19 protein-coding genes and 3 tRNA genes are annotated in these 23,071 nt (G+C 68.6%); 11 read left to right on the top strand and 11 right to left on the bottom strand.

Features of this window, described 5'->3' with window-relative positions; translation table 11 throughout:
* Positions 1-214 precede the first annotated feature (214 nt).
* The 5 genes from gyrB (at position 215) to AC5Y4Q_RS08280 (ending at position 6,481) form a co-directional block, all read left to right on the top strand.
* The gene (gene gyrB / locus AC5Y4Q_RS08260) at positions 215-2,230 is read left to right on the top strand and encodes a DNA topoisomerase (ATP-hydrolyzing) subunit B (protein WP_064919995.1); all 2,016 of its coding nucleotides are present in this window, start codon (positions 215-217) and stop codon (positions 2,228-2,230) included.
* A gap of 51 nt (positions 2,231-2,281) precedes the next feature.
* The gene (gene gyrA / locus AC5Y4Q_RS08265; RefSeq protein ID WP_064919994.1) at positions 2,282-5,362 is read left to right on the top strand and encodes an intein-containing DNA gyrase subunit A; all 3,081 of its coding nucleotides are present in this window, start codon (positions 2,282-2,284) and stop codon (positions 5,360-5,362) included.
* A gap of 55 nt (positions 5,363-5,417) precedes the next feature.
* Positions 5,418-6,251, top strand: a complete 834-nt coding sequence (locus tag AC5Y4Q_RS08270) for a DUF3566 domain-containing protein (protein WP_064919993.1) — start codon at positions 5,418-5,420, stop codon at positions 6,249-6,251.
* A gap of 71 nt (positions 6,252-6,322) precedes the next feature.
* Positions 6,323-6,396, top strand: a tRNA-Ile gene (locus tag AC5Y4Q_RS08275).
* A gap of 12 nt (positions 6,397-6,408) precedes the next feature.
* Positions 6,409-6,481 (top strand) — tRNA-Ala (locus AC5Y4Q_RS08280).
* 8 nt (positions 6,482-6,489) lie between these two features.
* Here the strand turns inward: AC5Y4Q_RS08280 and cwsA are convergent.
* Positions 6,490-6,915, bottom strand: coding sequence for a cell wall synthesis protein CwsA (cwsA, locus tag AC5Y4Q_RS08285; protein ID WP_064921854.1), 426 nt, complete (start codon positions 6,913-6,915; stop codon positions 6,490-6,492).
* 40 nt (positions 6,916-6,955) lie between these two features.
* Between cwsA and AC5Y4Q_RS08290 the strand changes: the two genes are divergently transcribed.
* Positions 6,956-7,504: a peptidylprolyl isomerase gene (locus AC5Y4Q_RS08290; protein ID WP_499958611.1), complete on the top strand. Its 549-nt coding sequence runs from the start codon at positions 6,956-6,958 to the stop codon at positions 7,502-7,504.
* Positions 7,505-7,512: 8 nt separating this feature from the next.
* Here AC5Y4Q_RS08290 and AC5Y4Q_RS08295 read toward each other — a convergent pair whose 3' ends face one another.
* Together AC5Y4Q_RS08295 and crgA are read right to left on the bottom strand one after the other, a co-directional pair.
* Entirely contained in the window at positions 7,513-7,920 is a 408-nt protein-coding gene (locus AC5Y4Q_RS08295; RefSeq protein ID WP_064921856.1) for a PH domain-containing protein, read from the bottom strand.
* A 164-nt stretch (positions 7,921-8,084) separates the two neighbouring features.
* Positions 8,085-8,366, bottom strand: a complete 282-nt coding sequence (crgA, locus tag AC5Y4Q_RS08300) for a cell division protein CrgA (RefSeq protein WP_064921857.1) — start codon at positions 8,364-8,366, stop codon at positions 8,085-8,087.
* Positions 8,367-8,459: 93 nt separating this feature from the next.
* Between crgA and AC5Y4Q_RS08305 the strand changes: the two genes are divergently transcribed.
* A complete protein-coding gene (locus AC5Y4Q_RS08305; protein ID WP_064921858.1) occupies positions 8,460-9,209 on the top strand; it encodes a DUF881 domain-containing protein in 750 nt (249 codons plus the stop codon).
* 19 nt (positions 9,210-9,228) lie between these two features.
* A complete protein-coding gene (locus AC5Y4Q_RS08310) occupies positions 9,229-9,918 on the top strand; it encodes an aminodeoxychorismate/anthranilate synthase component II (protein WP_064921874.1) in 690 nt (229 codons plus the stop codon).
* A gap of 33 nt (positions 9,919-9,951) precedes the next feature.
* On the opposite strand, the gene pknB is transcribed toward AC5Y4Q_RS08310, so the two are convergent.
* From pknB to AC5Y4Q_RS08345, 7 genes are all read right to left on the bottom strand, one after another.
* On the bottom strand, positions 9,952-11,826 hold the full coding sequence (pknB, locus tag AC5Y4Q_RS08315) for a Stk1 family PASTA domain-containing Ser/Thr kinase (protein ID WP_064921859.1): 1,875 nt from the start codon (positions 11,824-11,826) through the stop codon (positions 9,952-9,954).
* Positions 11,823-13,055 carry a protein kinase domain-containing protein gene (locus AC5Y4Q_RS08320; protein ID WP_064921860.1) on the bottom strand — a complete coding sequence of 411 codons (1,233 nt, stop codon included), beginning with the start codon at positions 13,053-13,055 and terminating at the stop codon, positions 11,823-11,825. Before AC5Y4Q_RS08320 ends, pknB begins: the two co-directional genes overlap by 4 nt.
* The gene (gene pbpA, locus AC5Y4Q_RS08325; RefSeq protein ID WP_064921861.1) at positions 13,052-14,530 is read right to left on the bottom strand and encodes a D,D-transpeptidase PbpA; all 1,479 of its coding nucleotides are present in this window, start codon (positions 14,528-14,530) and stop codon (positions 13,052-13,054) included. The genes AC5Y4Q_RS08320 and pbpA overlap by 4 nt, the downstream gene beginning before the upstream one ends.
* Positions 14,527-15,936 carry an FtsW/RodA/SpoVE family cell cycle protein gene (locus AC5Y4Q_RS08330; RefSeq protein ID WP_125224964.1) on the bottom strand — a complete coding sequence of 470 codons (1,410 nt, stop codon included), beginning with the start codon at positions 15,934-15,936 and terminating at the stop codon, positions 14,527-14,529. Before AC5Y4Q_RS08330 ends, pbpA begins: the two co-directional genes overlap by 4 nt.
* 59 nt (positions 15,937-15,995) lie before the next feature.
* Positions 15,996-17,462 carry a PP2C family protein-serine/threonine phosphatase gene (locus AC5Y4Q_RS08335; protein ID WP_125224959.1) on the bottom strand — a complete coding sequence of 489 codons (1,467 nt, stop codon included), beginning with the start codon at positions 17,460-17,462 and terminating at the stop codon, positions 15,996-15,998.
* A complete protein-coding gene (locus AC5Y4Q_RS08340; RefSeq protein ID WP_064921863.1) occupies positions 17,459-17,926 on the bottom strand; it encodes an FHA domain-containing protein FhaB/FipA in 468 nt (155 codons plus the stop codon). Before AC5Y4Q_RS08340 ends, AC5Y4Q_RS08335 begins: the two co-directional genes overlap by 4 nt.
* Before the next feature lie 145 nt (positions 17,927-18,071).
* Complete coding sequence (locus tag AC5Y4Q_RS08345; RefSeq protein ID WP_499958616.1) at positions 18,072-19,619, bottom strand: FHA domain-containing protein; 1,548 nt, start codon at positions 19,617-19,619, stop codon at positions 18,072-18,074.
* 250 nt (positions 19,620-19,869) lie between these two features.
* On the opposite strand from AC5Y4Q_RS08345, the gene AC5Y4Q_RS08350 reads away from it, so the two are divergent.
* Positions 19,870-19,952 (top strand) — tRNA-Leu (locus tag AC5Y4Q_RS08350).
* Positions 19,953-20,045: 93 nt separating this feature from the next.
* On the opposite strand, the gene AC5Y4Q_RS08355 is transcribed toward AC5Y4Q_RS08350, so the two are convergent.
* Positions 20,046-20,660 (bottom strand): TetR/AcrR family transcriptional regulator, encoded by a 615-nt coding sequence (locus AC5Y4Q_RS08355; RefSeq protein WP_064921865.1) that lies wholly within the window; start codon positions 20,658-20,660, stop codon positions 20,046-20,048.
* 127 nt (positions 20,661-20,787) lie between these two features.
* On the opposite strand from AC5Y4Q_RS08355, the gene AC5Y4Q_RS08360 reads away from it, so the two are divergent.
* Both AC5Y4Q_RS08360 and AC5Y4Q_RS08365 read left to right on the top strand, forming a co-directional pair.
* The gene (locus tag AC5Y4Q_RS08360) at positions 20,788-22,152 is read left to right on the top strand and encodes a flavin-containing monooxygenase (protein WP_064921866.1); all 1,365 of its coding nucleotides are present in this window, start codon (positions 20,788-20,790) and stop codon (positions 22,150-22,152) included.
* A complete protein-coding gene (locus AC5Y4Q_RS08365; protein WP_064921867.1) occupies positions 22,149-23,069 on the top strand; it encodes an alpha/beta hydrolase in 921 nt (306 codons plus the stop codon). Before AC5Y4Q_RS08360 ends, AC5Y4Q_RS08365 begins: the two co-directional genes overlap by 4 nt.
* The last annotated feature ends 2 nt before the right edge of the window (positions 23,070-23,071 follow it).

Genomic DNA, 23,071 nt, shown 5'->3' on the forward strand with positions numbered 1-23,071 from the left:
CAGCGGCGCTACGAGCCCGAAAATTGCTTCGGCCAGCGGCCGGACACATGGTTGAGCGCGATATCGGCGTCACGGCCCAATCAGATGGGTGGAAACGCCACAAGAAAATGCCCGCCGTCGGTTCGTCACGGTAGACTGTTCCGGTATCCCCCGCGCATCCCATGATGTGGTGCGCCGATTGCTTGCTTGCGACTCTGAGGAGAGCTCCCCGACCGTGGCTGCCCAAAACCAGTATGGTGCCGATTCGATCAAAGTTCTCGAAGGCCTCGAAGCCGTCCGTAAACGACCTGGTATGTACATCGGCTCCACCGGTGAACGCGGTCTGCATCACCTGATCTGGGAGGTCGTCGACAACGCCGTCGACGAGGCGATGGCCGGATTTGCGACCAAGGTCGCGGTGCGCATTCTCGAAGACGGTGGCGTCGAGGTCGCCGACGACGGGCGCGGTATCCCGGTGGCGATGCACGCCACCGGCATCCCCACCGTGGATGTCGTCATGACGGTGCTGCACGCCGGCGGAAAGTTCGAAGAGGGCGCATACAGCGTCTCCGGTGGTCTGCACGGCGTTGGCGTGTCGGTGGTCAACGCGCTGTCGACGCGGTTGGAAGCCGACATCCACGTCGACGGGTACGAGTGGTTCCAGACCTACGACAAGTCGGTGCCGGGGACCTTGAAGAAGGGCGGCAAGAGCAAAAAGACCGGTACCACGATCCGGTTCTGGGCCGACCCGGAGATCTTCGAGACCACCAACTACGACTTTGAGACCGTCGCCCGGCGGCTGCAGGAGATGGCCTTCCTCAACAAGGGCCTGACCATCGAGCTCACCGACGAGCGGGTGCGTACCGAAGAGGTCGTCGACGAGGTGGTCAGCGACACCGCCGAGGCGCCCAAGTCCGCTGAGGAGAAGGCCGCCGAAGCCCAGGCACCGCACAAGGTCAAGCACCGGGTCTTCCACTATCCGGGCGGCCTGCGTGATTTCGTCGCACACATCAACCGCACCAAGACGGCGATCCACCCGACGATCGTGGACTTCGACGGCAAGGGAACCGGCCACGAAGTCGAGATCGCGATGCAGTGGAACGGCGGCTATTCGGAGTCGGTGCACACCTTCGCCAACACCATCAACACCGCCGAGGGCGGCACCCACGAAGAGGGCTTCCGCTCGGCGCTGACCAGCGTGGTGAACAAGTACGCCAAAGACAAGAAGCTGCTCAAGGACAAGGACCCCAACCTCACCGGCGAGGACATCCGCGAGGGGCTGGCGGCCGTCATCTCGGTCAAGGTGTCCCAGCCCCAGTTCGAGGGCCAGACCAAGACCAAACTGGGCAACACCGAGGTGAAGTCATTCGTGCAGAAGGTCTGCAACGAACAGCTCGGACACTGGTTCGAGGCCAACCCCGCCGAAGCCAAGGTGATCATCAACAAGGCGGTCTCCTCGGCGCAGGCGCGCGAGGCGGCACGAAAGGCCCGGGCCTTGGTGCGCCGCAAGAGCGCCACCGACCTGGGCGGGTTGCCCGGCAAGCTGGCCGACTGCCGCTCGAACGACCCCAGCAAGTGCGAACTGTATGTGGTGGAAGGCGATTCAGCCGGCGGCTCGGCCAAGAGCGGCCGCGACTCGATGTTCCAGGCGATTCTTCCGCTGCGCGGCAAGATCATCAACGTCGAGAAGGCCCGGATCGACCGGGTGCTGAAGAACAACGAGGTCCAGGCGATCATCACCGCGCTGGGCACCGGGATTCACGACGAGTTCGACATCGCCAAGCTGCGCTATCACAAGATCGTGCTGATGGCCGACGCCGACGTCGACGGCCAGCACATCTCGACGCTGCTGCTGACGCTGCTGTTCCGTTTCATGCGGCCGTTGATCGAGCACGGACACGTCTTTCTGGCTCAGCCGCCGCTGTACAAACTCAAGTGGCAGCGCGGTTCGGACCCGGAGTTCGCCTACTCCGACCGGGAACGCGACGGCCTGCTGGAGGCGGGCAAGGCGGCCGGAAAGAAAATCAACATGGACGACGGCATCCAGCGCTACAAGGGTCTCGGTGAGATGGACGCCAAGGAGTTGTGGGAGACCACGATGGACCCGTCGGTGCGGGTGCTGCGCCAGGTGACCCTCGACGACGCCGCCGCGGCCGACGAGTTGTTCTCCATCCTGATGGGCGAGGACGTCGAGGCGCGGCGCAGTTTCATCACCCGCAATGCCAAAGATGTTCGCTTCCTTGATGTTTAGCGACGTTTAGCGGTATCTGACCTTCCCGACAGCTGACTGAACGAGGAACAGATGACAGACACCACGCTGCCACCCGGAGACGACTCGCTGGAACGGATCGAGCCGGTCGACATCCAGCAGGAGATGCAGCGCAGCTACATCGACTACGCGATGAGCGTGATCGTGGGCCGCGCGCTGCCCGAGGTGCGCGACGGCCTCAAGCCGGTGCACCGCCGGGTGCTCTACGCGATGTACGACTCCGGGTTCCGCCCCGACCGCAGCCACGCGAAATCGGCGCGCTCTGTTGCCGAGACGATGGGTAACTACCACCCGCACGGTGACGCCTCGATCTACGACACCCTGGTGCGGATGGCCCAGCCGTGGTCACTGCGTTACCCGCTGGTCGACGGCCAGGGCAACTTCGGTTCGCCGGGCAACGACCCGCCAGCGGCGATGCGGTACTGCGTGACGGGCGATACCTTGATCGGGTTGCCCCAAGAACGCTCGGTGCGGATCGCCGATATCGTGCCAGGTGCACGGCCGAACTCCGATACCGAGATCGAGCTGAAAGTTCTTGACCGGCACGGAAATCCCGTAGTGGCAGACCGGCTTTTCCACTCCGGTGAGCACCAGACGTACACAGTGCGGACCGCCGAAGGTTACGAAGTAACCGGTACGGCCAACCATCCGCTGCTCTGCCTGGTGGACGTCGCCGGCGTACCGACGCTGCTGTGGAAGCTGGTCGAAGAGGTCCGTCCGGGCGACTACGCGGTGCTGCGCCGCGCCGACTGTGTCGGTTCTGGCAAGGGATTCGGTGAGATCGCGACCACAACATGCACAGTCGACGAGGTCCCCGGGCTTGCAAGGTTCTTGGCAGACTTCGGTGCTGATCCCGACGCCACGGCGATCGCCACCGATCTCACCGACGGCCGGTTCTACTACGCCGAGGTCGCCAGCGTTACCGATGCCGGTGTTCAACCCGTCTACAGCCTGCGGGTCGACACCGAGGACCATGCCTTCATCACCAACGGGTTCGTCAGCCACAACACCGAGGCGCGGCTCACCCCGTTGGCCATGGAGATGCTGCGTGAAATCGACGAGGAAACAGTCGATTTCATTCCGAACTACGACGGTCGGGTGCAGGAGCCGACGGTGCTGCCCAGCCGGTTCCCGAACCTGCTGGCCAACGGCTCCGGCGGCATCGCGGTCGGCATGGCGACCAACATCCCGCCCCACAACCTGCGCGAGTTGGCCGAGGCGGTGTTCTGGTGCCTGGACAACTACGACGCCGACGAAGAGGCCACCCTGGAAGCGGTGATGGAACGGGTCAAGGGCCCGGACTTCCCCACCTCCGGGCTGATCGTCGGGTCGCAGGGCATCAACGACGCCTACCGGACCGGTCGCGGCTCCATCCGGATGCGCGGCGTGGTCGAGATCGAAGAGGACTCGCGGGGGCGGGCCCTGCTGGTCATCACCGAGCTGCCGTATCAGGTGAACCACGACAACTTCATTACGTCGATCGCCGAACAGGTGCGCGACGGAAAGTTGGTGGGAATCGCCAACATCGAAGACCAGAGCAGTGACCGGGTGGGCCTGCGCATCGTCGTCGAGATCAAACGCGACGCGGTGGCCAAGGTGGTGCTGAACAACCTCTACAAGCACACCCAGCTGCAGACCAGCTTCGGCGCCAACATGCTCTCGATCGTCGACGGGGTGCCGCGCACGCTGCGGCTGGATCAGATGATCCGCCACTACGTCGCCCACCAGCTCGACGTGATCGTGCGACGCACTACCTACCGGCTGCGCAAGGCCAACGAGCGGGCGCACATCTTGCGCGGTCTGGTCAAAGCCCTCGACGCCCTCGACGAGGTCATCGCGCTGATCCGGCGGTCGGAGACCGTCGACGTGGCGCGCCAGGGCCTGATCGAGCTGCTCGACATCGATGAGATTCAGGCGCAAGCGATTCTGGACATGCAGCTGCGCCGGCTGGCCGCCCTGGAACGCCAGAAGATCATCGACGACCTGGCCAAGATCGAAGCCGAGATCGCCGACCTGGAAGACATCCTGGCCAAGCCGGAGCGGCAGCGCGCGATCGTGCGCGAGGAGCTCGCCGAGATCGCCGACAAGTACGGCGACGACCGGCGGACCCGGATCATCGCCGCCGACGGCGAAGTCAGCGACGAGGATCTGATCGCCCGCGAGGACGTCGTGGTCACGATCACGGAGACCGGCTACGCCAAGCGCACCAAGACCGACCTGTACCGCAGCCAGAAGCGCGGCGGCAAGGGCGTGCAGGGTGCTGGGCTCAAGCAGGACGACATCGTCGCGCACTTCTTCGTCTGCTCCACCCACGACTGGATCCTGTTCTTCACCACGCAGGGCCGGGTGTACCGGGCCAAGGCCTACGACCTGCCGGAGGCGTTGCGCACCGCACGCGGCCAGCACGTCGCGAACCTGCTGGCCTTCCAGCCCGAGGAGCGCATCGCCCAGGTCATCCAGATCAAGAGCTACGAGGACGCGCCGTATCTGGTGCTGGCCACCCGCAACGGGCTGGTCAAGAAGTCCAAGCTGACCGACTTCGACTCGAACCGGTCGGGCGGCATCGTCGCGATCAACCTGCGCGACGGTGACGAGCTGGTCGGTGCGGTGCTGTGCTCGGCCGAGGATGACCTGCTGCTGGTGTCGGCCAACGGCCAGTCCATCCGGTTCTCGGCGACCGACGAGGCGCTGCGGCCGATGGGCCGGGCCACCTCCGGGGTTCAGGGCATGCGCTTCAACGCCGACGACCGGCTGTTGTCACTCAACGTGGTCCGGGAGAACACCTATCTGCTGGTGGCCACCGCCGGCGGCTTCGCCAAGCGGACCGCGATCGAGGAGTACACCGCGCAGGGTCGCGGCGGCAAGGGCATCCTGACCATTCAGTACGATTCCCGGCGAGGCCGGCTGGTCGGGGCGCTGATCGTCGACGATGACAGTGAGCTCTACGCGATCACCTCCGGTGGCGGGGTGATCCGTACCGCGGCGCGGCAGGTCCGCAAGGCCGGGCGGCAGACCAAGGGCGTTCGGTTGATGAACTTGGGTGAGGGCGACACACTGATAGCGATCGCGCGGAACGCCGATGAGGAGTCGACCGACGAGGAATCGGGTAGCTGAACCGACCAGAAGCCAGCCGCCGGGCGGCTCGGATACACCAGCGAAGGAGCCGTGGGTGAGCGCACCGAAGGAACCGGGGCACCCGGGCAACGGTCCGGGTAAGGCCGAGTCCCCGGCCAGCGGGTCGGTCGATGCCGCTGGTCAGCGGCCCGCGGGCCGGCCCGGCCGGATCACCGAGACCGGGGAGGCACCGCCCTGGCAGCGCGGGGGCCAGGGCCGGCAGCCGGGCCCCTCCCGGGCGGCCGACCCGGCGCGCCCGGCCGATCCGGGCGCTGCGCACTCCCCCGGGGTTGACGAGCGACTGCGCCGGTTCATCTCCGGTACCGCCGCGCCCGCTGCGGCGCAGCCCGCGTCGGCCAAGCCCGCCAAACCGGCCGGCCAGCAGTCGGCCAAACCGGCGGGCCAGCAGTCGGCCAAACCGGCCCAGCCTTCGGCATCGGAGGACGCCTACGGCAGCGAGTTGCCGGATCTGTCCGAACCGGCCCATCGGCGTCCGGCCGCCCGGCGCCCGCCGGTCACGGCCGGACCGCGCGGCCCGGTGCGGGCCAGCATGCAGATCCGGCGGATCGACCCGTGGAGCGCGCTGAAGGTGTCGCTGCTGCTGTCCACGGCGCTGTTCTTCGTCTGGATGATCGCCGTCGCCGTGCTATACGTCCTGCTCGGCGCGATGGGGGTCTGGAGCAAGCTGAACAGCAACGTCGGTGACTTGTTGACCAACAACAGTGCCGCAGAACTGGTTTCGGGCAGTTCGATCTTCGGCGGCGCCGCCTTGATCGGGCTGGTCAACGTTGTCGTGCTGACCGCGATGGCCACCCTCGGCGTGGTGATCTACAACCTGAGCACCGACGTGGTCGGCGGTGTCGAGGTGACCCTGGCCGACCGGGACTGACCGGCATCGCGGGCCATTTTGGCCGGGGGGCTCGGGTGCGGTAATCTCGGCGCTCGGTCGTAGTCGACATTGGGCCTATAGCTCAGGCGGTTAGAGCGCTTCGCTGATAACGAAGAGGTCGGAGGTTCGAGTCCTCCTAGGCCCACGAGTCCCATCAGGGGCCTTAGCTCAGTTGGTAGAGCGCTGCCTTTGCAAGGCAGATGTCAGGAGTTCGAATCTCCTAGGCTCCACAAGCTTGTCAAATCTTGGGTTGCGACTCCACGCTCGGCGGCCGCGGCGACGGCTCCTCGGCCCCGTTCGAGCGGCGAACCAGCAGCACCACCCCACCGGCCAGCAGCGCCGCCCCGGCGACGCCGGCGATCACCCAGGAACGCCGAAGCCGCCGACGCCGCGGCTCGCCGTACGCGAGTACGTCGGGCAGCCCGGAGACCACCTCCTGCGCGGCGGCCAGCTCCCGCGCGGCGGCGTCGGCGGCCTCGGCGACGTGGTCGGCCAGCCGGCTCTCCCGGTAGCGCCGGCGCAGTTCGACCGCACCGCGCTGCACCGCGGCCCCCCCGAGCCCGACAGCGCCCCGGGCTACGTCGACCGGCCCACCGGCGGTGTGTGCCAGGCCCCGGGTCAGGCGTTCGCGGTGGGTCAGCTGGTTCTGGGTCGACAGGCGCATGAGAGCAACGCTACCCGTGACGCAGCCCACTACGCCGCGAATGGCACACTGTGATCCCATGACCACCAGCCCCATTGCCACCGCAACCGCCACGCTGCACACCAACCGCGGCGATATCAAGATCGCGCTGTTCGGCAACCACGCTCCCAAGACCGTCGCCAACTTCGTCGGGCTGGCCCAGGGCACCAAGGAGTACTCGACCACCAACGCCTCCGGCGGCTCGTCGGGCCCGTTCTACGACGGCGCGGTGTTCCACCGGGTGATCAGCGGCTTCATGATTCAGGGCGGCGACCCGACCGGCACCGGTCGGGGCGGGCCCGGATACAAGTTCGAGGACGAATTCCACCCCGAGCTGGTGTTCGACAAGCCCTACCTGCTGGCGATGGCCAACGCCGGCCCCGGCACCAACGGCTCGCAGTTCTTCATCACCGTCGGCCAGACCCCGCACCTGAACCGCAAGCACACCATCTTCGGTGAGGTCGTCGACGCGGACTCGCAGCGCGTCGTGGACGCCATCGCCTCCACCGCGACCGACCGCGCCGACCGGCCCACCGAGCCCGTCGTCATCGAATCGGTGACGGTTTCCTAAAACTTGCGTCAGCGGCCGGTGTAGCCGGCCGCTGCCAGCGCGTCGAACACCTCGCGCGGATCCGTGCCCAGATCCCACCGGGACAGGATCAGCAGCTCGTCGGCGTTGGTCTCGATCTCCAGCAGCCGCTGCGTGCGCCCGATCCGCTGGAACTCCGTGACGCGGACCCGGGTGAGGCTGCCCGGCGCCAGCAGCCGGGTGCGCCACCAGCCGCGCAGGGCCAGACCTTGAGCGGTCAAGGCCAGCTTGGGTCGGGCCCGCCAGGAGAGCCCGGCAAACACCAGCATGCCGACCCCGGCAATGCCGGCCAGAACACGTCCGGGCAGGTCTGTGGCGACGGTCACAGCACTGATAGCTAACACCACGCCGGCAAGCGCGCAACCAGCGATTCCGGCGGCGGGAGGCGACCATTCCATTTGCTGGTGCCCATTCTCAGACAAGGCGACCTGCGATTTCGGAGTTATTCACAGGGGTTGTCCACAGTGGGGATAAATCACATCGTTGTGATTGAGCAACCGCTTGGTTACCCGGCTGGCATCGCCGACCCCGCGACATAACCAAAACCCGAGGCCAGGGCCGCTCAACGCCACCGCATCGTGAGCAACAGCCCGGCGATCATGAAAGCAAACGCGATCGCGTAGTTCCACGGACCCAGTTCACTCATCCAGTTGAGCGCCGCGGGGGTGTCGAGCCCGGTAGCCGCCAGCTGATACACCATCAGCCACACCAGCCCGAACAGCATCAACCCCAGGAACAGCGCGACGAACCACACGCTCGACGGCCCGGCTTTGACTTTGACCGGGGTACGGCTCACCGCCGAGGGGCTGAAGCTGGTCTTCTTGCGAACCTTCGACTTGGGCATCGGTACCTCGGGACAGTGCGGCGGTGAAGCTGCGAGTATTAGGTCGGTACGAGATTAACCCAGCCGGGCAACCCGCCGAGAATTGGAGAGCCGATGGAGGTCCCGTCCGGGCGTCGCTCCCCTTGGCGCATGGGCGTGCCCGTGGTGTGCCTGCTGACCGGGTTGCTGCTGGCGGCCACGCACGGCGTGTCCGGCGGAAAGGAGATCCGCCGCGGCGACGCGCCCCGCCTGGTCGACCTGGTTCGCGCCACCCAATCCACCGTGGCGGAGCTGACCGACCAACGGGACGGTCTGGCGTCCGCCGTGGCATCGGTGCACGGCCGCGGGGCCGGCGCGGCGCTGTCGGCGATGCGCCACCGCACCGACCAGATGGCCGAGGCCGCCGGCCTGGAGGCGGTGCACGGACCGGGCCTGGTCGTGACCCTCACCGACGCCCAGCGCGACGCCAACGGCCGGTTTCCCCGCGACGCCTCCCCCGACGATCTGGTGGTGCACCAGCAGGACATCTCCGCAGTGCTCAACGCGGTGTGGAGCGCCGGCGCCGAGGCGGTCCAGATGCAGGACCAGCGGATCACCGCCGAGTCGGCGCCGCGGTGTGTCGGCAACACCTTGCTGCTGGGCGGCCGCACCTACAGCCCGCCCTATGTCATCACCGCGATCGGCGACCCGGCTGCGATGCAGGCGGCGCTGGCCGCTGCTCCCCTGGTCACGCTGTACAAGCAGTATGTGATCCGGTTCGGCCTGGGCTACAGCGAACAGGTCGGCACCGATCTGCAGGTGGCCGAGACGCCCGGGCCCGCCCGGATGCGCTACGCCGTCCCGGCCGGCCCGGTCGACTACTGAAGCCCGGTAGCCTGTGAGCGTGCGGATCCTGGTCGTCGACAATTACGACAGCTTTGTGTTCAACCTGGTGCAGTACCTGGGCCAGTTGGGCGTGCAGGCTGCCGTCTGGCGCAACGACGACGCCCGCCTGGCCGATCCGGCCGCCCTGGACAAGGTGGTCGCGGATTTCGACGGGGTCCTGCTCAGCCCCGGCCCGGGCACCCCGGAACGCGCCGGGGCGTCGATTGCCCTGGTCGGCGCGTGCGCGGCGGCACGGATCCCGGTGCTGGGAGTGTGCTTGGGCCATCAGGCGATCGGCGTCGCCTTTGGCGGCACCGTGGGCCGGGCACCGGAGCTGCTGCACGGCAAGACCAGCACCGTCTTCCACACCGACACCGGTGTGTTGAAGGGGCTGCCGGACCCGTTCACCGCCACCCGCTACCACTCGTTGACGATCCTGCCCGAGACGCTGCCCGCCGTTCTGGAAGTCACCGCGCGCACCCGCGGCGGGGTGATCATGGGGGTGCGGCACACCGAGCTGCCCATCCACGGGGTGCAGTTCCACCCGGAGTCGATCCTCACCGAGGGCGGCCACCGGATGCTGGCCAACTGGCTGGACTGCTGCGGCTACCGGTGCGACGAGGCCCTGGTGCGCCGATTGGAGGACGAGATCGCCGCCACGGTGCAGACCGCGCGGGTGGGCACGCCGGTGATCGCAAGCGGGGCGTAGTCCGGCGCAGCGGGAGCCGGTGGTAGGACCCAGCTACTGGCCGAAGCGCAGGGTGATATTGCCGTCGGTGTTGACGCCCTGGCCCGCGGCCGGGCTCTGGTAGAGCACCCGGTTGTGGCCAGAGCCGCCCGCGTCGACGTCGGCGCCCTTGATCAGCATCCCGGTCCAGCCCAACGCGCGCAGCTGCGGTTCGGCATCGGTCCAGAACATCCCGGTCAGATCCGGCATGACGAACTGGTTGCCGCGCGACACCCGCAGCTCGATCACCCCATCGACGGGCGCGGTCTCCCCGGTCGGCGGGCTGGTGGCGATCACCTCGCCGGCCGGACGCGGGCTGTCCACCGTCACCTCGGTGATCTTGGTGAAGCCGTAGACAGTCAGGTTCTTACTTGCCAACTCCACGGTCTGGCCGGTGACGTCGGGAACCGGCTTGGTGGCCGGGCCGCTGCCGATCACGATCACGATCTCGTTGGTGACCGCGGTGGTCTGGTTGGCCGGCGGGTTGGTGCCGACCACCTTGTCCTTCAGCTCCGGGGTCGACGGCGAGTTGACCTGCTTGAACTTGCCGAACCCGGCAGCGGTCAGCTTCTTGACCGCCTCGGCGTAGCTCAGCGACGCCACATCGGGCAGCTGGCGCTGCTCGGGCCCGTAGGAGATGTTGACGGTGATCTTGTCGCCCTTGTTCGCCGGGGCACCCGCCGGCGGGTCGGTGCTGATCACGTGATCCGGCGGCACCTCGGAGTCGGCGCGCTGGTCGGTGCGGGTCTTGAAGCCCTTGTTCTGCAGTTCGGCGATCGCGTCGACCGACGCCCGACCGCGCACATCGGGAACCTGGATCTGGTGGGTGCGTCCGCCGAAACTGTTGATCGACACCGTGACGATGACGGTCAGCACCGCCAGCACGATCGCGGCGACCAGCCACCGCCCCACCGAACCCGGCCGCTCCTGACCGAAGTCGAGTTCTTGGCGCGGCAGCGGGTCGGTGTGCGCTGCGTGGGCGTCGCCCGGCCGGGCCGCCATCATCGAGGCGCGGTCGGCGTCGGTGAGCACCCGGGGGGCCTCGGGCTTCTCCCCGTTGTGCACCCGCACCAGGTCGGCGCGCATCTCGGCGGCGGTCTGGTAGCGGTTGTCCGGGTTCTTCGCCAGCGCCTTGAGCACCACCGCGTCCAGGTCGGCGGGCAGGCCGGGCAGGCGCTGCGACGGCGGCACCGGGTCTTCACGCACGTGCTGGTAGGCCACCGCAACCGGCGAGTCGCCGACGAAAGGTGCGTCGCCGGTGAGGATTTCATACAGCACGCACCCCAGCGAATACACGTCGGAGCGGGCGTCGACGCCCTCGCCGCGGGCCTGCTCGGGGGACAGGTACTGGGCGGTGCCGATCACCGCCGCCGTCTGGGTGACGCTGTTGCCGGCGTCGGCGACCGCGCGGGCGATGCCGAAGTCCATCACCTTCACCGCGTTGTGCTTGTCGATCATGATGTTGGCGGGCTTGACGTCGCGGTGGATGATGCCGTGCTGGTGGGAGAAGTTCAGTGCCTGGCAGGCGTCGGCGATCACCTCGATGGCGCGGGTGGGCGGCATCGGGCCGTCGTTGTGCACGATGTCGCGTAGCGTGACGCCCTCGACGAGCTCCATCACGATGTAGGGCAGCGGACCGGCCGGGGTCTCGGCTTCGCCGGTGTCATAGACCGCGACGATCGCCGGGTGGTTCAGGGCGGCAGCATTCTGCGCCTCCCGCCGGAACCGCAGATAAAAGCTCGGGTCGCGGGCCAGGTCGGCGCGCAGCACCTTGACGGCGACGTCACGGTGCAGGCGGGTGTCGACCGCGCGGTGCACCTCGGACATGCCGCCGAAGCCGAGGATCTCGCCGAGTTCATAGCGGTCGGAGAGCCGCTGCGGGGTGGTCATCGTGAATTCCTGGTCCAGGTCCAGCCGGAGGAGTGCGCGGGGGGCCCCGCGGGGTGCGACTCAGAGGTCGACGACTCGATCGGGGGTCCACCGGTGTCGGTGACGGTGGCCGGCGCCAGCGAGCCGCCCGGACTCTTGGCGTTGACCACGATCAGCACCGCGATGATGATCGCCAGCGTGCCCAGCACCCCAGCCGCCCACAGCAACGCGCGCTGCCCGGCGGTGAAGGCGCGTCGCGGCGCGGGCGGGCGGTGATTGCCGGTACCGGGCCGGGCCCGTCGTGCCGCGGTGGCGCGTGCCGACACCGGGGGCGCGACCCGGGTGGCGGCCGTCGACGGGATCGCCGACGGGGCGGCCCGCCCGGGCGGCAGCGATTGGCTGGGCCGGGGCGGTCGCCGGCCCGAGCGCACCGCGGCGACCGCGTCGGCGAATGGGCCGCCGCTGCGGTAGCGCATCCCCGGGTTCTTGGCCAGGGTGATCTCGATGAGCTCCCGCACGTTGGGCGGCAGCTCGGCCGGCAGCGGCGGGGGCGGCTCCTTGATGTGCTTCATGGCGACGGTCAGCGCGCCGTCACCGGTGAACGGGCGGCGCCCGGACAGTACTTCATACCCGACGACACCCAGGGAGTACACATCGCTGGCCGCGGTGGCGTCCTGCCCGAGCGCCTGCTCGGGGGCGATGTACTGGGCGGTGCCCATCACCATGCCGGTCTGGGTGACCGGCGCGGCGTCGACGGCCTTGGCGATGCCGAAGTCGGTGATCTTCACCTGGCCGGTGGGCGTGATCATGATGTTGCCCGGTTTGACGTCGCGGTGCACCAGCCCGGTGCTGTGGGCCACCTGCAGCGCCCGGCCGGTCTGCTCCAGCATGTCCAGGGCGTGCCGCAGCGACAGGCGCCCGGTCCGTTTGAGCACCGAGTTCAACGGCTCGCCGTTGACCAGCTCCATCACCAGGAATGCGGTGCGGCCCTCACCGTCGAGATCGGTCTCGCCGTAGTCGTGCACACTGGCGATCCCCGGATGGTTGAGCATGGCGGTGTTGCGTGCCTCGGCGCGGAACCGCTCGATGAATTCGGGGTCGGAGGAGAACTCGGGCTTGAGTACCTTGACCGCCACCCGGCGGCCCAGCCGATTGTCGACGGCCTCCCACACCTGCCCCATGCCGCCGGTGGCGATGAGTCGCTGCAACCGGTAGCGCCCGGCCAGCGCCGCGCCGACCGCCGGACTCATGATCGCCCCTGGAGTGCGGCTTCGATGACGGCCCGGCCGATCGGTGCGGCCAGCGCGCCGCCGGTCGCGGCCAGGCGGTCGCCGCCGTCCTCCACGACGACGGCGACGGCCACCTTCGGGGCGCTGGCCGGGGCGAAAGCGATGTACCACGCGTGCGGCGGAGTGTTCCGCGGATCGGGACCGTGCTCGGCGGTGCCGGTCTTCGACGCGATCTGTACGCCCGGGATGGCCCCCTCCTGCTGGGTCACTTTTTCGGCGTCGATCATCAGTTCCGTAAGCTTAGCCGCGACCTGCGAGGACACCGCACGGCGTTGTTCGCGCGGTTGCGTCGTCGCGATCCCGGCCAAGTCCGGCCCCTCCAGCCCCTCGACCAGGTAGGGCTGCATGGTCAACCCGCCGTTGGCGATCGTTGCTGCGATCACCGCATTCTTCAGCGGCGTCACCGCGACATCCTTCTGGCCGATGCTGGTCATTCCCAGTGCGGCGGCATCGCGGATCGGGCCGACAGTGGACTCGGCCACCTGCAGCGGGATGGGTTCGGGCGTGATGTCCAGCCCGAACCCCTGGGCGGCGGTGCGCAGGGCATCGGCCCCGGTGCGCAGCCCGAGCTGGACGAAGGCGGTGTTACAGGATCGGGCGAACGCCACCCGCAGCGACACGGTCGCCTCGTTGCCTTCGCAGGTGTTGCCGCCGAAGTTCTCCAGCTTGACGGTGCTGTCGGGCAGGGCGATGCGCGCCGCGTTGGTCAGCTGCTCGTTCTCGCCGACGCCGGACTGCAGCGCGGCCGCGGTGGTGATCACCTTGAATGTCGAACCCGGTGGGTAGGTCTCGCTGAGGGCGCGGTTGGTCAGCGGCGAGCGGGGGTCGTCGCGCAGCCGCTGCCAGGCCTGGCCCTGTTGCGCCGAATCGTGCGAGGACAGCTGGTTGGGGTCATACGACGGCGCCGAGACCAGCGCCAGGACCTTGCCGGTGGACGGCTCGAGAGCCACCACCGCACCGCGGCAGCCGCCGGCGCAGCCGTTGCGCATCGCCTCCCAGCCGGCCTGCTGCACCCGGGGCCGGATGGTGGTCTCCACGGTGCCACCGCGGGGACTGCGGCCGGTGAAGAAGTCGGCCAGCCGCAGCCCGAACAGCCGCGGATCTGACCCGTTGAGCACGGTGTCCTCGGCCCGCTCGAGGCCGCTGCTGGAGTAGCGCAGCGAGTAGAACCCGGTGACCGGCGCGTACACCGCGGGGTCGGGATAGATGCGCTGGTATTTAATCCGGTCGTCGGTGGCGACCGAGTAGGCCAGCAGTTGTCCGGCGGCGGTGATCTGGCCGCGCTGGCGGGAGTATTCGTCGAGCAGCACCCGCTGGTTGCGTGGGTCGGCGCGCAGCCCGTCGGCGGCGAAGACCTGGGTCAGGGTGGCGTTGCCCAACAGCAGCACGATCAGCGCCATCAGGGTCATCGTGACGCGGCGCAGGGAGGTGTTCATACGCGCTCGATCACCGCCGTGCCGGTATCGCCGATCGAGGGCGTGCGCTTCGGCTGGGTGCTCAGCGGCCGGCGGGCGGCGTGGGAGACACGCAGCACGATCGCCAGCAGCACATAGTTGGCCAGCAATGACGACCCGCCGTAGGACAGCCAGGGCGTGGTGAGCCCGGTCAGCGGAATCAGCTTCGTGACGCCGCCGACCACGATGAACAGCTGGATCCCCAAGGTGGCGGCCAAGCCGGCGGCCAGCAGTTTGCCGAAGCTGTCGCGGACCGCGATCGCCGTCCGCATGCCGCGCACGATCACGATGGTGTACAGGATCAGCACCCCGGCCAGCCCGACCAGACCCAATTCCTCGCCGAACGCGGCAATGATGAAGTCCGTCGACGCCGCGGGCACATAGCCGGGCTGGCCGTTGCCCAGGCCGGTGCCGAAGATGCCGCCGGTGGCGAAGCTGAACAGCGACTGCACCATCTGGTAGCCGACGCCCTCGGGGTCGGCGAACGGATCCAGCCAGGTCTGCACCCGCACCCGGACATGGCTGAACATGAAGTAGGCGGCGATGCTGCCGAACGCGAACAGCAGCAGCCCGATCACCATCCAGCTGAACCGGCGGGTGGCCAGGTACACCATCACCAAAAACGAGGCGTACAGCAGCAGCGACGTGCCGAGATCCTTCTCGAAGATCATCACCCCGACCGAGATCACCCAGGCGGCCAGCAGCGGGGCCAGGTCGCGTGGGCGGGGCAGGTTCATCCCCAGCACGTGTTTGCCGGCGCTGGTGAACAACTGGCGTTTGGACACCAGCACCGCGGCGAAGAAGACCAGCAGCAAGATCTTGGAGAACTCCGCGGGCTGAATCGAGAAGCCGGGCAACCGGATCCAGATCTTGGCCCCCTGTCGTTCCGAGAGCGAAGCCGGCAGCAGGGCGGGGATCACCAGCAGCACCAGGCCCACCAGCCCGCAGACGTAGCCGCTGCCGGCGAGCCGGCGGTGGTCCTTGAGCAGTTCGAGGACCAAGGCGAACACGATGACCCCGACCAGCGTCCACAGCATCTGGGCGCTGGCACCCGGGCGGGTCCCGGCGCCGTCGAGCCCGGCACCCAGATCGATGCGGTGGATCATCACCAGTCCGAGGCCGTTGAGCAGCGCCACCACCGGCAGCAGCAGCGGGTCGGCGTACCGCGCCGAGCGGCGGATGACCAGGTGCGCGAAGGCGAACAGCACCAGAAACGCCGCCCCATAGCCGACCAGATCCCAACGCAGACCCTGTTCGTGGCCGGCCTCGACGATCAGCATCGCCACCGCGATGATCATGGTCGCAAAGCACAGCAGCAGCAGTTCGGCGTTGCGTCGATCCGGCAGCGCCGGGGTCAGCGCCACCGGCGGCTGCGGCGCTGTGCTCAATTTGCGCCGCTCCTGCTCATCGCTTCGCACGCCCCGCTCCGCGTCGTCGCCGGCGCGGGTCATGAGGCCGCCCGGCAGTCGGTTCCCGGTTCGGGCGGGGCCGGCGGCAGGTTGGTCAGCGTGGGCAGATGTGGCACCCCGGAGGCCGAGGTGGGCTGCGGCGGGCCGGGCCGGGGACCCGTCGGGCCCGGGCCGGGATCCGGCGCGCGCGAGGTTGTCGCACCGCTGCCGCCCGCCTTGCCCGCGCTGGTACGTGCCGGGCACGGCGGCAGCAGGGAGTCCCGCGCCAGGTTGCGCAGCTGGGTGATCGCGTCGTCGAGGGTGCCGGCGGGCAAGCCGTTGCTGACCTGCTGGCGGGCCGGCAACCGCAGATCCTGCAACGTCATCAGCCGGCAGGCCAGCTTGTCGCCGGACTGGCTGAAGCTGATCTGCACCAGATCGCCGCGGCTGTCGAGGCAGCCGAGCAGGTAGGGCTCCTGCAGCGGCACCCCTAGGATCGAACCCTGCACGCCCCGCATGATCGCCACGGTGCCGCCGTAGGCGGTGACGTAATAGTTGGTGCGGACGATCGCCCGCCCGATCAGCAGCGCGGCGGCCAGCAGCGCCAGCAGCAGTATCGCGATGAGGATCTTGCGGCGCCGCGACCGGGGCGGTGCGGCCAGGGTCTCGATCCGGGGCAGCACCCGCTTGGCGACGGTCTTGCGCGGGGAGATCGCCGAAGCCCGTCCGGCGGCGGTGTTGAGAACGGTGGTGTGGTCGTCGTCGTTGTCGGAGACCGCCCCGGCCAGGATCGGCTGGGTCTGGCCGTAGTCGACGTCGACGACGTCGGCCACCACCACCGTGACGTTGTCGGGTCCGCCGCCGCGCAGCGCCAACTCGATCAACCGCAGCGCGGCATCGTTGACGTCGGGAATCTCCAGCGCCTCATGGATGGTCTCGGTGCTCACCGGGTCGCTCAATCCGTCGGAGCACAGCAGGTAACGGTCGCCGGCCTGCGCCTCGCGCATGATCAGCGTCGGCTCCACCTCGTGACCGGTCAGCGCCCGCATGATCAAGGACCGCTGCGGATGGCTGTGCGCCTCCTCGGCGGTGATGCGCCCCTCGTCGACCAGGGTCTGCACGAAGGTGTCGTCCTTGGTGATCTGGCTGAGTTCGCCGTCGCGCAGCAGGTAGCCGCGCGAGTCGCCGATGTGGGCCAACCCCAGCCGCGGGCCGGCGAACAGGATCGCGGTCAGGGTGGTGCCCATGCCCTCAAGTTCCGGATGCTCCTCGACGTAGGCCGCGATCGCCGAGTTGCCTTCCTGCACAGCGGATTCCAGTTTCGCCAGCAGGTCACCACCGGGCTCGTCGTCGTCGAGGTGGGCCAGCGCTGCGATCACCAGCTGGGAGGCCACTTCGCCGGCGGCATGTCCGCCCATACCGTCGGCCAGGGCCAGCAGGCGGGCTCCGGCGTAGACGGAGTCCTCGTTGTTGGAGCGCACCAGGCCGCGGTCACTGCGGGCGGCGTACCGCAGAACCAGGCTCACCGGCGGAGCTCGATCGCGGTCTTGCCGATTCGTATCGGCGTCCCGATGGGAACCCGTACCGCTGTGGTCACCTTCACCCTGTCAAGGTAGGTGCCGTTGGTCGAGCCGAGGTCTTCGACATACCATTCCGACCCTCGTTGAGATAGTCGGGCGTGCCGGGTGGACGCGTAGTCGTCGGTGAGCACCAGCGTGGAATCGTCGGCGCGGCCGACCAGAACCGGCTGATCGCCGAGCGCGATCCGGGCTCCGGTCAACGGTCCCTCGGTCACCACCAGGTGGCGTGCACCGGTGCGTGGTTGACGCGATGGCAGCAGCACGCCGCGGATCGACAGGCCGCGGCGCACCATCACCGCGCCGGTCGGCGCGTAGATGTCGGTCCGCAGTATCCGCAGCACCGACCAGATGAACAGCCACAGCAACGTCAAAAAACCGGCTCGCGTCAGCTGCAGCACGAGTCCCTGCATCCGGCGTCCTCTCCGTCCTTGCGCCGTCCATGTCGTGCTCATCGCGCGGAGCACTTCGGCAAAGTCACGATACTTGGACGTGGGTGGCCGTAGGGCGAAGCGGGAGCGCTTCGCTATCTACCAGGCGGCGTGGCTCCGGTTGTCCCTAGTGAACCCGGACGATGATTTCGGAGTGACCGAGCCGGATCACGTCGCCGTCGGCCAACTGCCATTCCTGGACGGGGGCGTTGTTCACCGTGGTGCCGTTGGTGGAGTTGAGGTCGGACAGCAGAGCCACCCGCCCGTCCCAGCGAATCTCGAGGTGACGGCGTGACACCCCGGTGTCCGGCAGCCGGAACTGGGCGTCCTGGCCGCGACCCACCACGTTGGTGCCCTCGTGCAGCTGGTAGGTCCGGCCACTGCCGTCGTCGAGCTGCAAGGTGACCGTGGTCGGAGCCGAGTAGGCGCGCTGGCCGTAGCCGCCGCCCGGAGCGTCATAGCCGCCCGGCGCCGGGGGCTGACCGTAGTCGTAGCCCGCTTGCGATTCGCCGTAGCCGCCCTGCTGGCCGTAGTCGTAGCCGGCCGGGGCGCCCTGCTCGCCGTAGCGGTAGTCGGGCTGGCCGTAGTCCTGCCGGCCGTACGACGGCGCGCCCTGGTCGTAACCGCCCTGGTCCGGGTAGGAGGGGCGCTGCTCGGGCTGGGCCTCGGGGTAGGCCCCCGGCTGGGAGTAGTCGTCGTGGCGGACCGGGGGGCGCTCGTAGTCGCCGTACCCGTGCTGGCCGCCGCCGCCCGGGTATGCCGGCGGAGGCTGCTGGTGCGGGTAGCCCGGTTCGTAGCCGGTGGGGGCGCCATAACCGCTCGGCGGGCGCTGCTCGTAGGACTGCGGGTAACCGCCGCCCTGGCCGCCGGGGTAGCCGCCGTGGTCGGGGTAGCCACCCTGCTCGGGGTAGCCGCCCTGCTCGGGGTAGCCGCCCTGCTCGGGGTAGCCGCCCTGCTCGGGGTAGCCGCCCTGCTCGGGCCGCCGCGGCGGGGCATAGCCACCCGGGCCGCCCTGGCCGCCCGGGCCCTCGGGGTAGGCGCCGACGCGCTGGTCCTGCTGGTAGGGCTCGGGCTCCGGGGCGTAGTGGCCACGAGGGTCCTGACCGCCGCGGGCGTCGTCGGCCGGGCGGCCGTAACGCGGGTCGTAATAGTCGTCGCCGGGACGGTCCTGTTGCCCGTGGGCGCCGCGGTAGCTCGGGTTTTCGGTCATCGGTGGCACTCCTGATTCTGCGGTAAACGCATGATCTGATTGTGGCGGGCGGGATTCACTGACCGTCTGGTGGGGGCGGGCGTCCGGATTGACAGCTCCCCGCGTGCGAACCTGACCGGTACGCAGACTCGGTGACTGTTCGAACCGGACAACCACATCACCATACGTTTGCCACCCCTGCTCGCCGATATATCCCGCTAAATGCCGGGCGAAGGCCTTCGACGTCAAACCCTGGTCGGCGCCCACATTGTCGTAGTCGTCCACACCGAGGGTAATGACGTATTCGTTCGGTGCCAAAAGCTGATTTCCGGCCAACGCCCGCACCCCCGCGGCGGCCTCCCGCCGCAGCGCGGCCTCGACCTCCTCGGGGACGACGGCCCCGCCGAAGACCCTGGCCATCGCATCCTCCACGGCGGATTCGAGCCTGCGCTCGATGCGCTGAACCAGCCCGCGCTGGCTGTCCATCCGCTGCCGCCTCACTCGCCGCCGTCAAATCGTCGTGCCGGGGGACGCGTCGCTGCGGCGTGTCGCTGCGCTGCATCCGCCCTGGACATGGTATCGACCCGGTATGCCGCCGCGGCACCCTTGTCCGGCGGAGAATCGGATAAGAGCAGGTCACGAAGGGGTCACGGCAGCCTGCGCTACGGTGGGCTGCGGATACCGAACCGGGTCGGAAGCACCCGTCGGGAGCCGTGATAGGCTCCCCCGGTCGCTCGGGCGAGTGGCGGAATGGCAGACGCGCTGGCTTCAGGTGCCAGTGTCCTTCGGGACGTGGGGGTTCAAGTCCCCCTTCGCCCACAATTTTTGTTCGGCAGCACCCCGGCCTTCTTCGGCCGGGGTTTTCTGTTTGCTGGGCCGGTTGCGGAAACGGGCTGCACCAGGCGCCCAGCGCTAGGGACCCGCCCCCGGCGCCTGCCGCAGCCCCGGCAGCACGTACCGGCGCAGATGCCGTCGCACCGCCGCCGGGTCGTCGGGATCGATGTGATTGCCCGGGACGCTGCCCAGGCTGATCATCACCCGGGCAATCCACTCGCTGGCCTCCGGCAAGTCGGTGTCGCGGTGGATGTCCCCGGCGGCGGCGGCCGTCTCCAAAAACGGATACCAGAACGCCGCAAGGTCGGGAACCAGGCCACGTACCCCGGCTCCGGCACACGCGGTGAACTCCTCCGGTTCCGCGGTGCGCAGCCGCATCAGCAGCGTGCCCGGATCGTCGTAGGCGCGGCGGCCGATCTGCACGCCGGCTACCAGCTGCTCCTCGAAACCGGGCAGCGTCGAGAGCTCGGCGCGCGATTGCGCCCAACTGGTCTCGATGAGCCGGATGATCGCGGCGCCGACCAGCGAGGGCTTGTCCGGGAAGTTCCGGTACAGCCAGGCGCGGGACACCCCGGCGCGCTCGGCGACGTCGATCATCGTCGTCGCCCGGATCCCCTTGTCGGCCAACAACTGCTCGGTCGCGTCCAGCAGCCGATCGGTTGTCGACGACACCGATCCCGGCTTTGCGTCCACGAGGCACCTCCTGGCCGGCAAGCCTAACAAGGGAGTAGACAGATTCGAAGATCTGTGTACTATTGCCACCCATTAGGTAGACACTTCGTCCGAACCTGTCTACTCCCCCGACGCCGGAGGTTCACCCGTGTCCGCACCTCGCACCGCGATCATCGGCGCCGGCATCAGCGGCCTGACCGCCGGAAAGATGTTGTCGGACTACGCGATCGACTACACCTGCTTTGAATCGTCCGACCGGATCGGGGGCAATTGGGCGTTCGGCAATCCCAACGGGCATTCCAGTGCCTACCGGTCGCTGCACATCGACACCTCCAAGCACCAGCTGTCTTTCAAAGACTTTCCGATGCCTGCCCACTACCCGGACTTCCTGCACCACACGCTGGTCAAGGAGTACCTGGAGTCCTACGCCGAGGCCTTCGCGCTCAAACGCCACATCGAGTTCGACACCGAGGTCGCCCACGCCCAGCGGCTGCCCGGCGGTGGGTGGGAGCTGGAACTGGCCGGCGGCCAGCGCCGCCGCTTCGACCTGTTGGTGGTCGCCAACGGCCACCACTGGGACCCGCGCTACCCCGACTTCCCCGGCGAATTCAGCGGGCAGACCCTGCACGCGCACCACTACATCGACCCCAAGACACCGCTGGAGTTCACCGGCAAGCGCATCCTGGTCGTCGGCCTGGGCAACAGCGCCGCCGACATCGCCGTGGAACTGTCGTCGAAGGCGCTCGACAACGAGCTGACCTTGTCAACGCGCTCGGGCGCCTGGATCGTGCCGAAATACCTGGCCGGCAAGCCCGCCGACAAGTACTACCGCACCAGCCCCTACCTGCCGTACTCCTGGCAGCGCAAGTTCGCCCAGTGGGCCCAGCCGCTCATCGCCGGCCAACCCGAGGACCTCGGGCTGCCGACACCCAACCACAAGTTCTTCGAGGCACACCCCACCCAATCGGTGGAGTTGCCGTTGCGACTGGGATCCGGCGACGTCATCGCCAAGCCCAACATCAGCCGATTAGACGGCGACAGAGTGCATTTCACCGACGGCACCAGCGGCCCGTACGACGTCATCATCTACGCCACCGGCTACAACATCACCTTCCCGTTCTTCGACCCGGAGTTCATCAGCGCACCGGACAACCGGATCGACCTGTACAAGCGGATCTTCTACCCCGGCATCGACGACCTGGTGTTCGCCGGATTCGCCCAAGCCACCCCGACGCTGTTTCCGTTCGTGGAGGCCCAGGCCCGGCTGATCGGCGCCTATGCCGCCGGCCGCTACCGGCTGCCGCCGGTCACCGAGATGCGCCGGGTGATCGAGGCCGACATGCGTAAGTACACCGGCCACATGCTCGACCGGCCCCGGCACACCCAGCAACTCGATTACTTCCTCTACGAACACGACCTGCGCACCGCTGAGATCCCGCGCGGCGCGCGGCGGGCCGCCGAACTCGGCGCGCCGGCCTGGGCGGGGGTGCACACGATGGGAGCATCTGCGTGAACACGGTCCGTTTCGACAGCGGCGGCACCAGCTGTGTCGGCCGGTTCTTCCCGGCCGCCGCGGGGCGCAACGACGGCGACGGGGCTCCGGTGGTGGTGCTCGGGCACGGCTTCGGCGGCACCGTCGACTCGGGACTGATCCCGTTTGCCGAACGACTGAGCGCCGCCGGCTTCGCCGCCTTCGCCTTCGACTACCGCTATTTCGGAGCATCCGACGGCCAGCCGCGACAACGGTTTTCGATCAAAGAACAGCTCGCCGACTTTCGCGCGGCCTGCACCGCGGCGGCACGCCGGCCCGGTGTCGATCCGCAGCGGCTGGTGGTATGGGGCGTCTCGCTGGCCGGTGGGCACGTCTTCGAGGTGGCCGCCACCACGCCCGGCGTGGCGGCCGCCGTCGCGCTGACCCCGCTCGTCAGCGGACCGGCCGCCGCCGTCGCGGCGCTGCCGCACCACCGACCGTCGACGTTGCTGCGCTCGACGCTGACCGGCTGGCGCAGTGCGCTGGCCCAGCGGGCAGGCCGCGGGCCCGCGACGATCCCACTGGTGGGCCGGCCCGGTGAGCTGGCCACGCTGACCGCCGAGGGCTACTACGAGGCCTACCTCGCGATGGCCGGGCCCACCTGGCGCAACGAGGTCGACGCCGGAGTCGGCCTGCAGTTGGGCGGCTACCGCCCGGCCGCCAAGCACGCCGCGGCGATCCGCTGCCCGATGCTGGTGCAGATCGCCGACTTCGACCGCGGTGCTCCCCCGCAGGCCGCGGCGAAGGCGGCGTTCGCCGCCCGCGCCGAAGTCCGGCACTATCCGTGCGACCACTTCGACGTCTTCGCCGGCGGCGACTGGTTCGACCACGTCGTCGATCACCAGATCGCCTTTTTGGCCAGGCATCTGGCCGTACCGACCGCTACCGTCACGGGTTAGGA

The sequence above is a fragment of the Mycobacterium sp. NGS16 genome (assembly GCF_059813225.1).

What these genes read in the sequence shown, in the direction of transcription:
- gyrA (WP_064919994.1), top strand. Translation starts at nt 2,282, where the DNA reads ATGACAGACACCACGCTGCCACCCGGAGACGACTCGCTGGAACGGATC.
- cwsA (WP_064921854.1), bottom strand. Translation starts at nt 6,915, where the DNA reads ATGCGCCTGTCGACCCAGAACCAGCTGACCCACCGCGAACGCCTGACC.
- AC5Y4Q_RS08290 (WP_499958611.1), top strand. Translation starts at nt 6,956, where the DNA reads ATGGCACACTGTGATCCCATGACCACCAGCCCCATTGCCACCGCAACC.
- AC5Y4Q_RS08295 (WP_064921856.1), bottom strand. Translation starts at nt 7,920, where the DNA reads ATGGAATGGTCGCCTCCCGCCGCCGGAATCGCTGGTTGCGCGCTTGCC.
- crgA (WP_064921857.1), bottom strand. Translation starts at nt 8,366, where the DNA reads ATGCCCAAGTCGAAGGTTCGCAAGAAGACCAGCTTCAGCCCCTCGGCG.
- AC5Y4Q_RS08305 (WP_064921858.1), top strand. Translation starts at nt 8,460, where the DNA reads ATGGAGGTCCCGTCCGGGCGTCGCTCCCCTTGGCGCATGGGCGTGCCC.
- pknB (WP_064921859.1), bottom strand. Translation starts at nt 11,826, where the DNA reads ATGACCACCCCGCAGCGGCTCTCCGACCGCTATGAACTCGGCGAGATC.
- AC5Y4Q_RS08320 (WP_064921860.1), bottom strand. Translation starts at nt 13,055, where the DNA reads ATGAGTCCGGCGGTCGGCGCGGCGCTGGCCGGGCGCTACCGGTTGCAG.
- pbpA (WP_064921861.1), bottom strand. Translation starts at nt 14,530, where the DNA reads ATGAACACCTCCCTGCGCCGCGTCACGATGACCCTGATGGCGCTGATC.
- AC5Y4Q_RS08340 (WP_064921863.1), bottom strand. Translation starts at nt 17,926, where the DNA reads ATGCAGGGACTCGTGCTGCAGCTGACGCGAGCCGGTTTTTTGACGTTG.
- AC5Y4Q_RS08345 (WP_499958616.1), bottom strand. Translation starts at nt 19,619, where the DNA reads ATGGACAGCCAGCGCGGGCTGGTTCAGCGCATCGAGCGCAGGCTCGAA.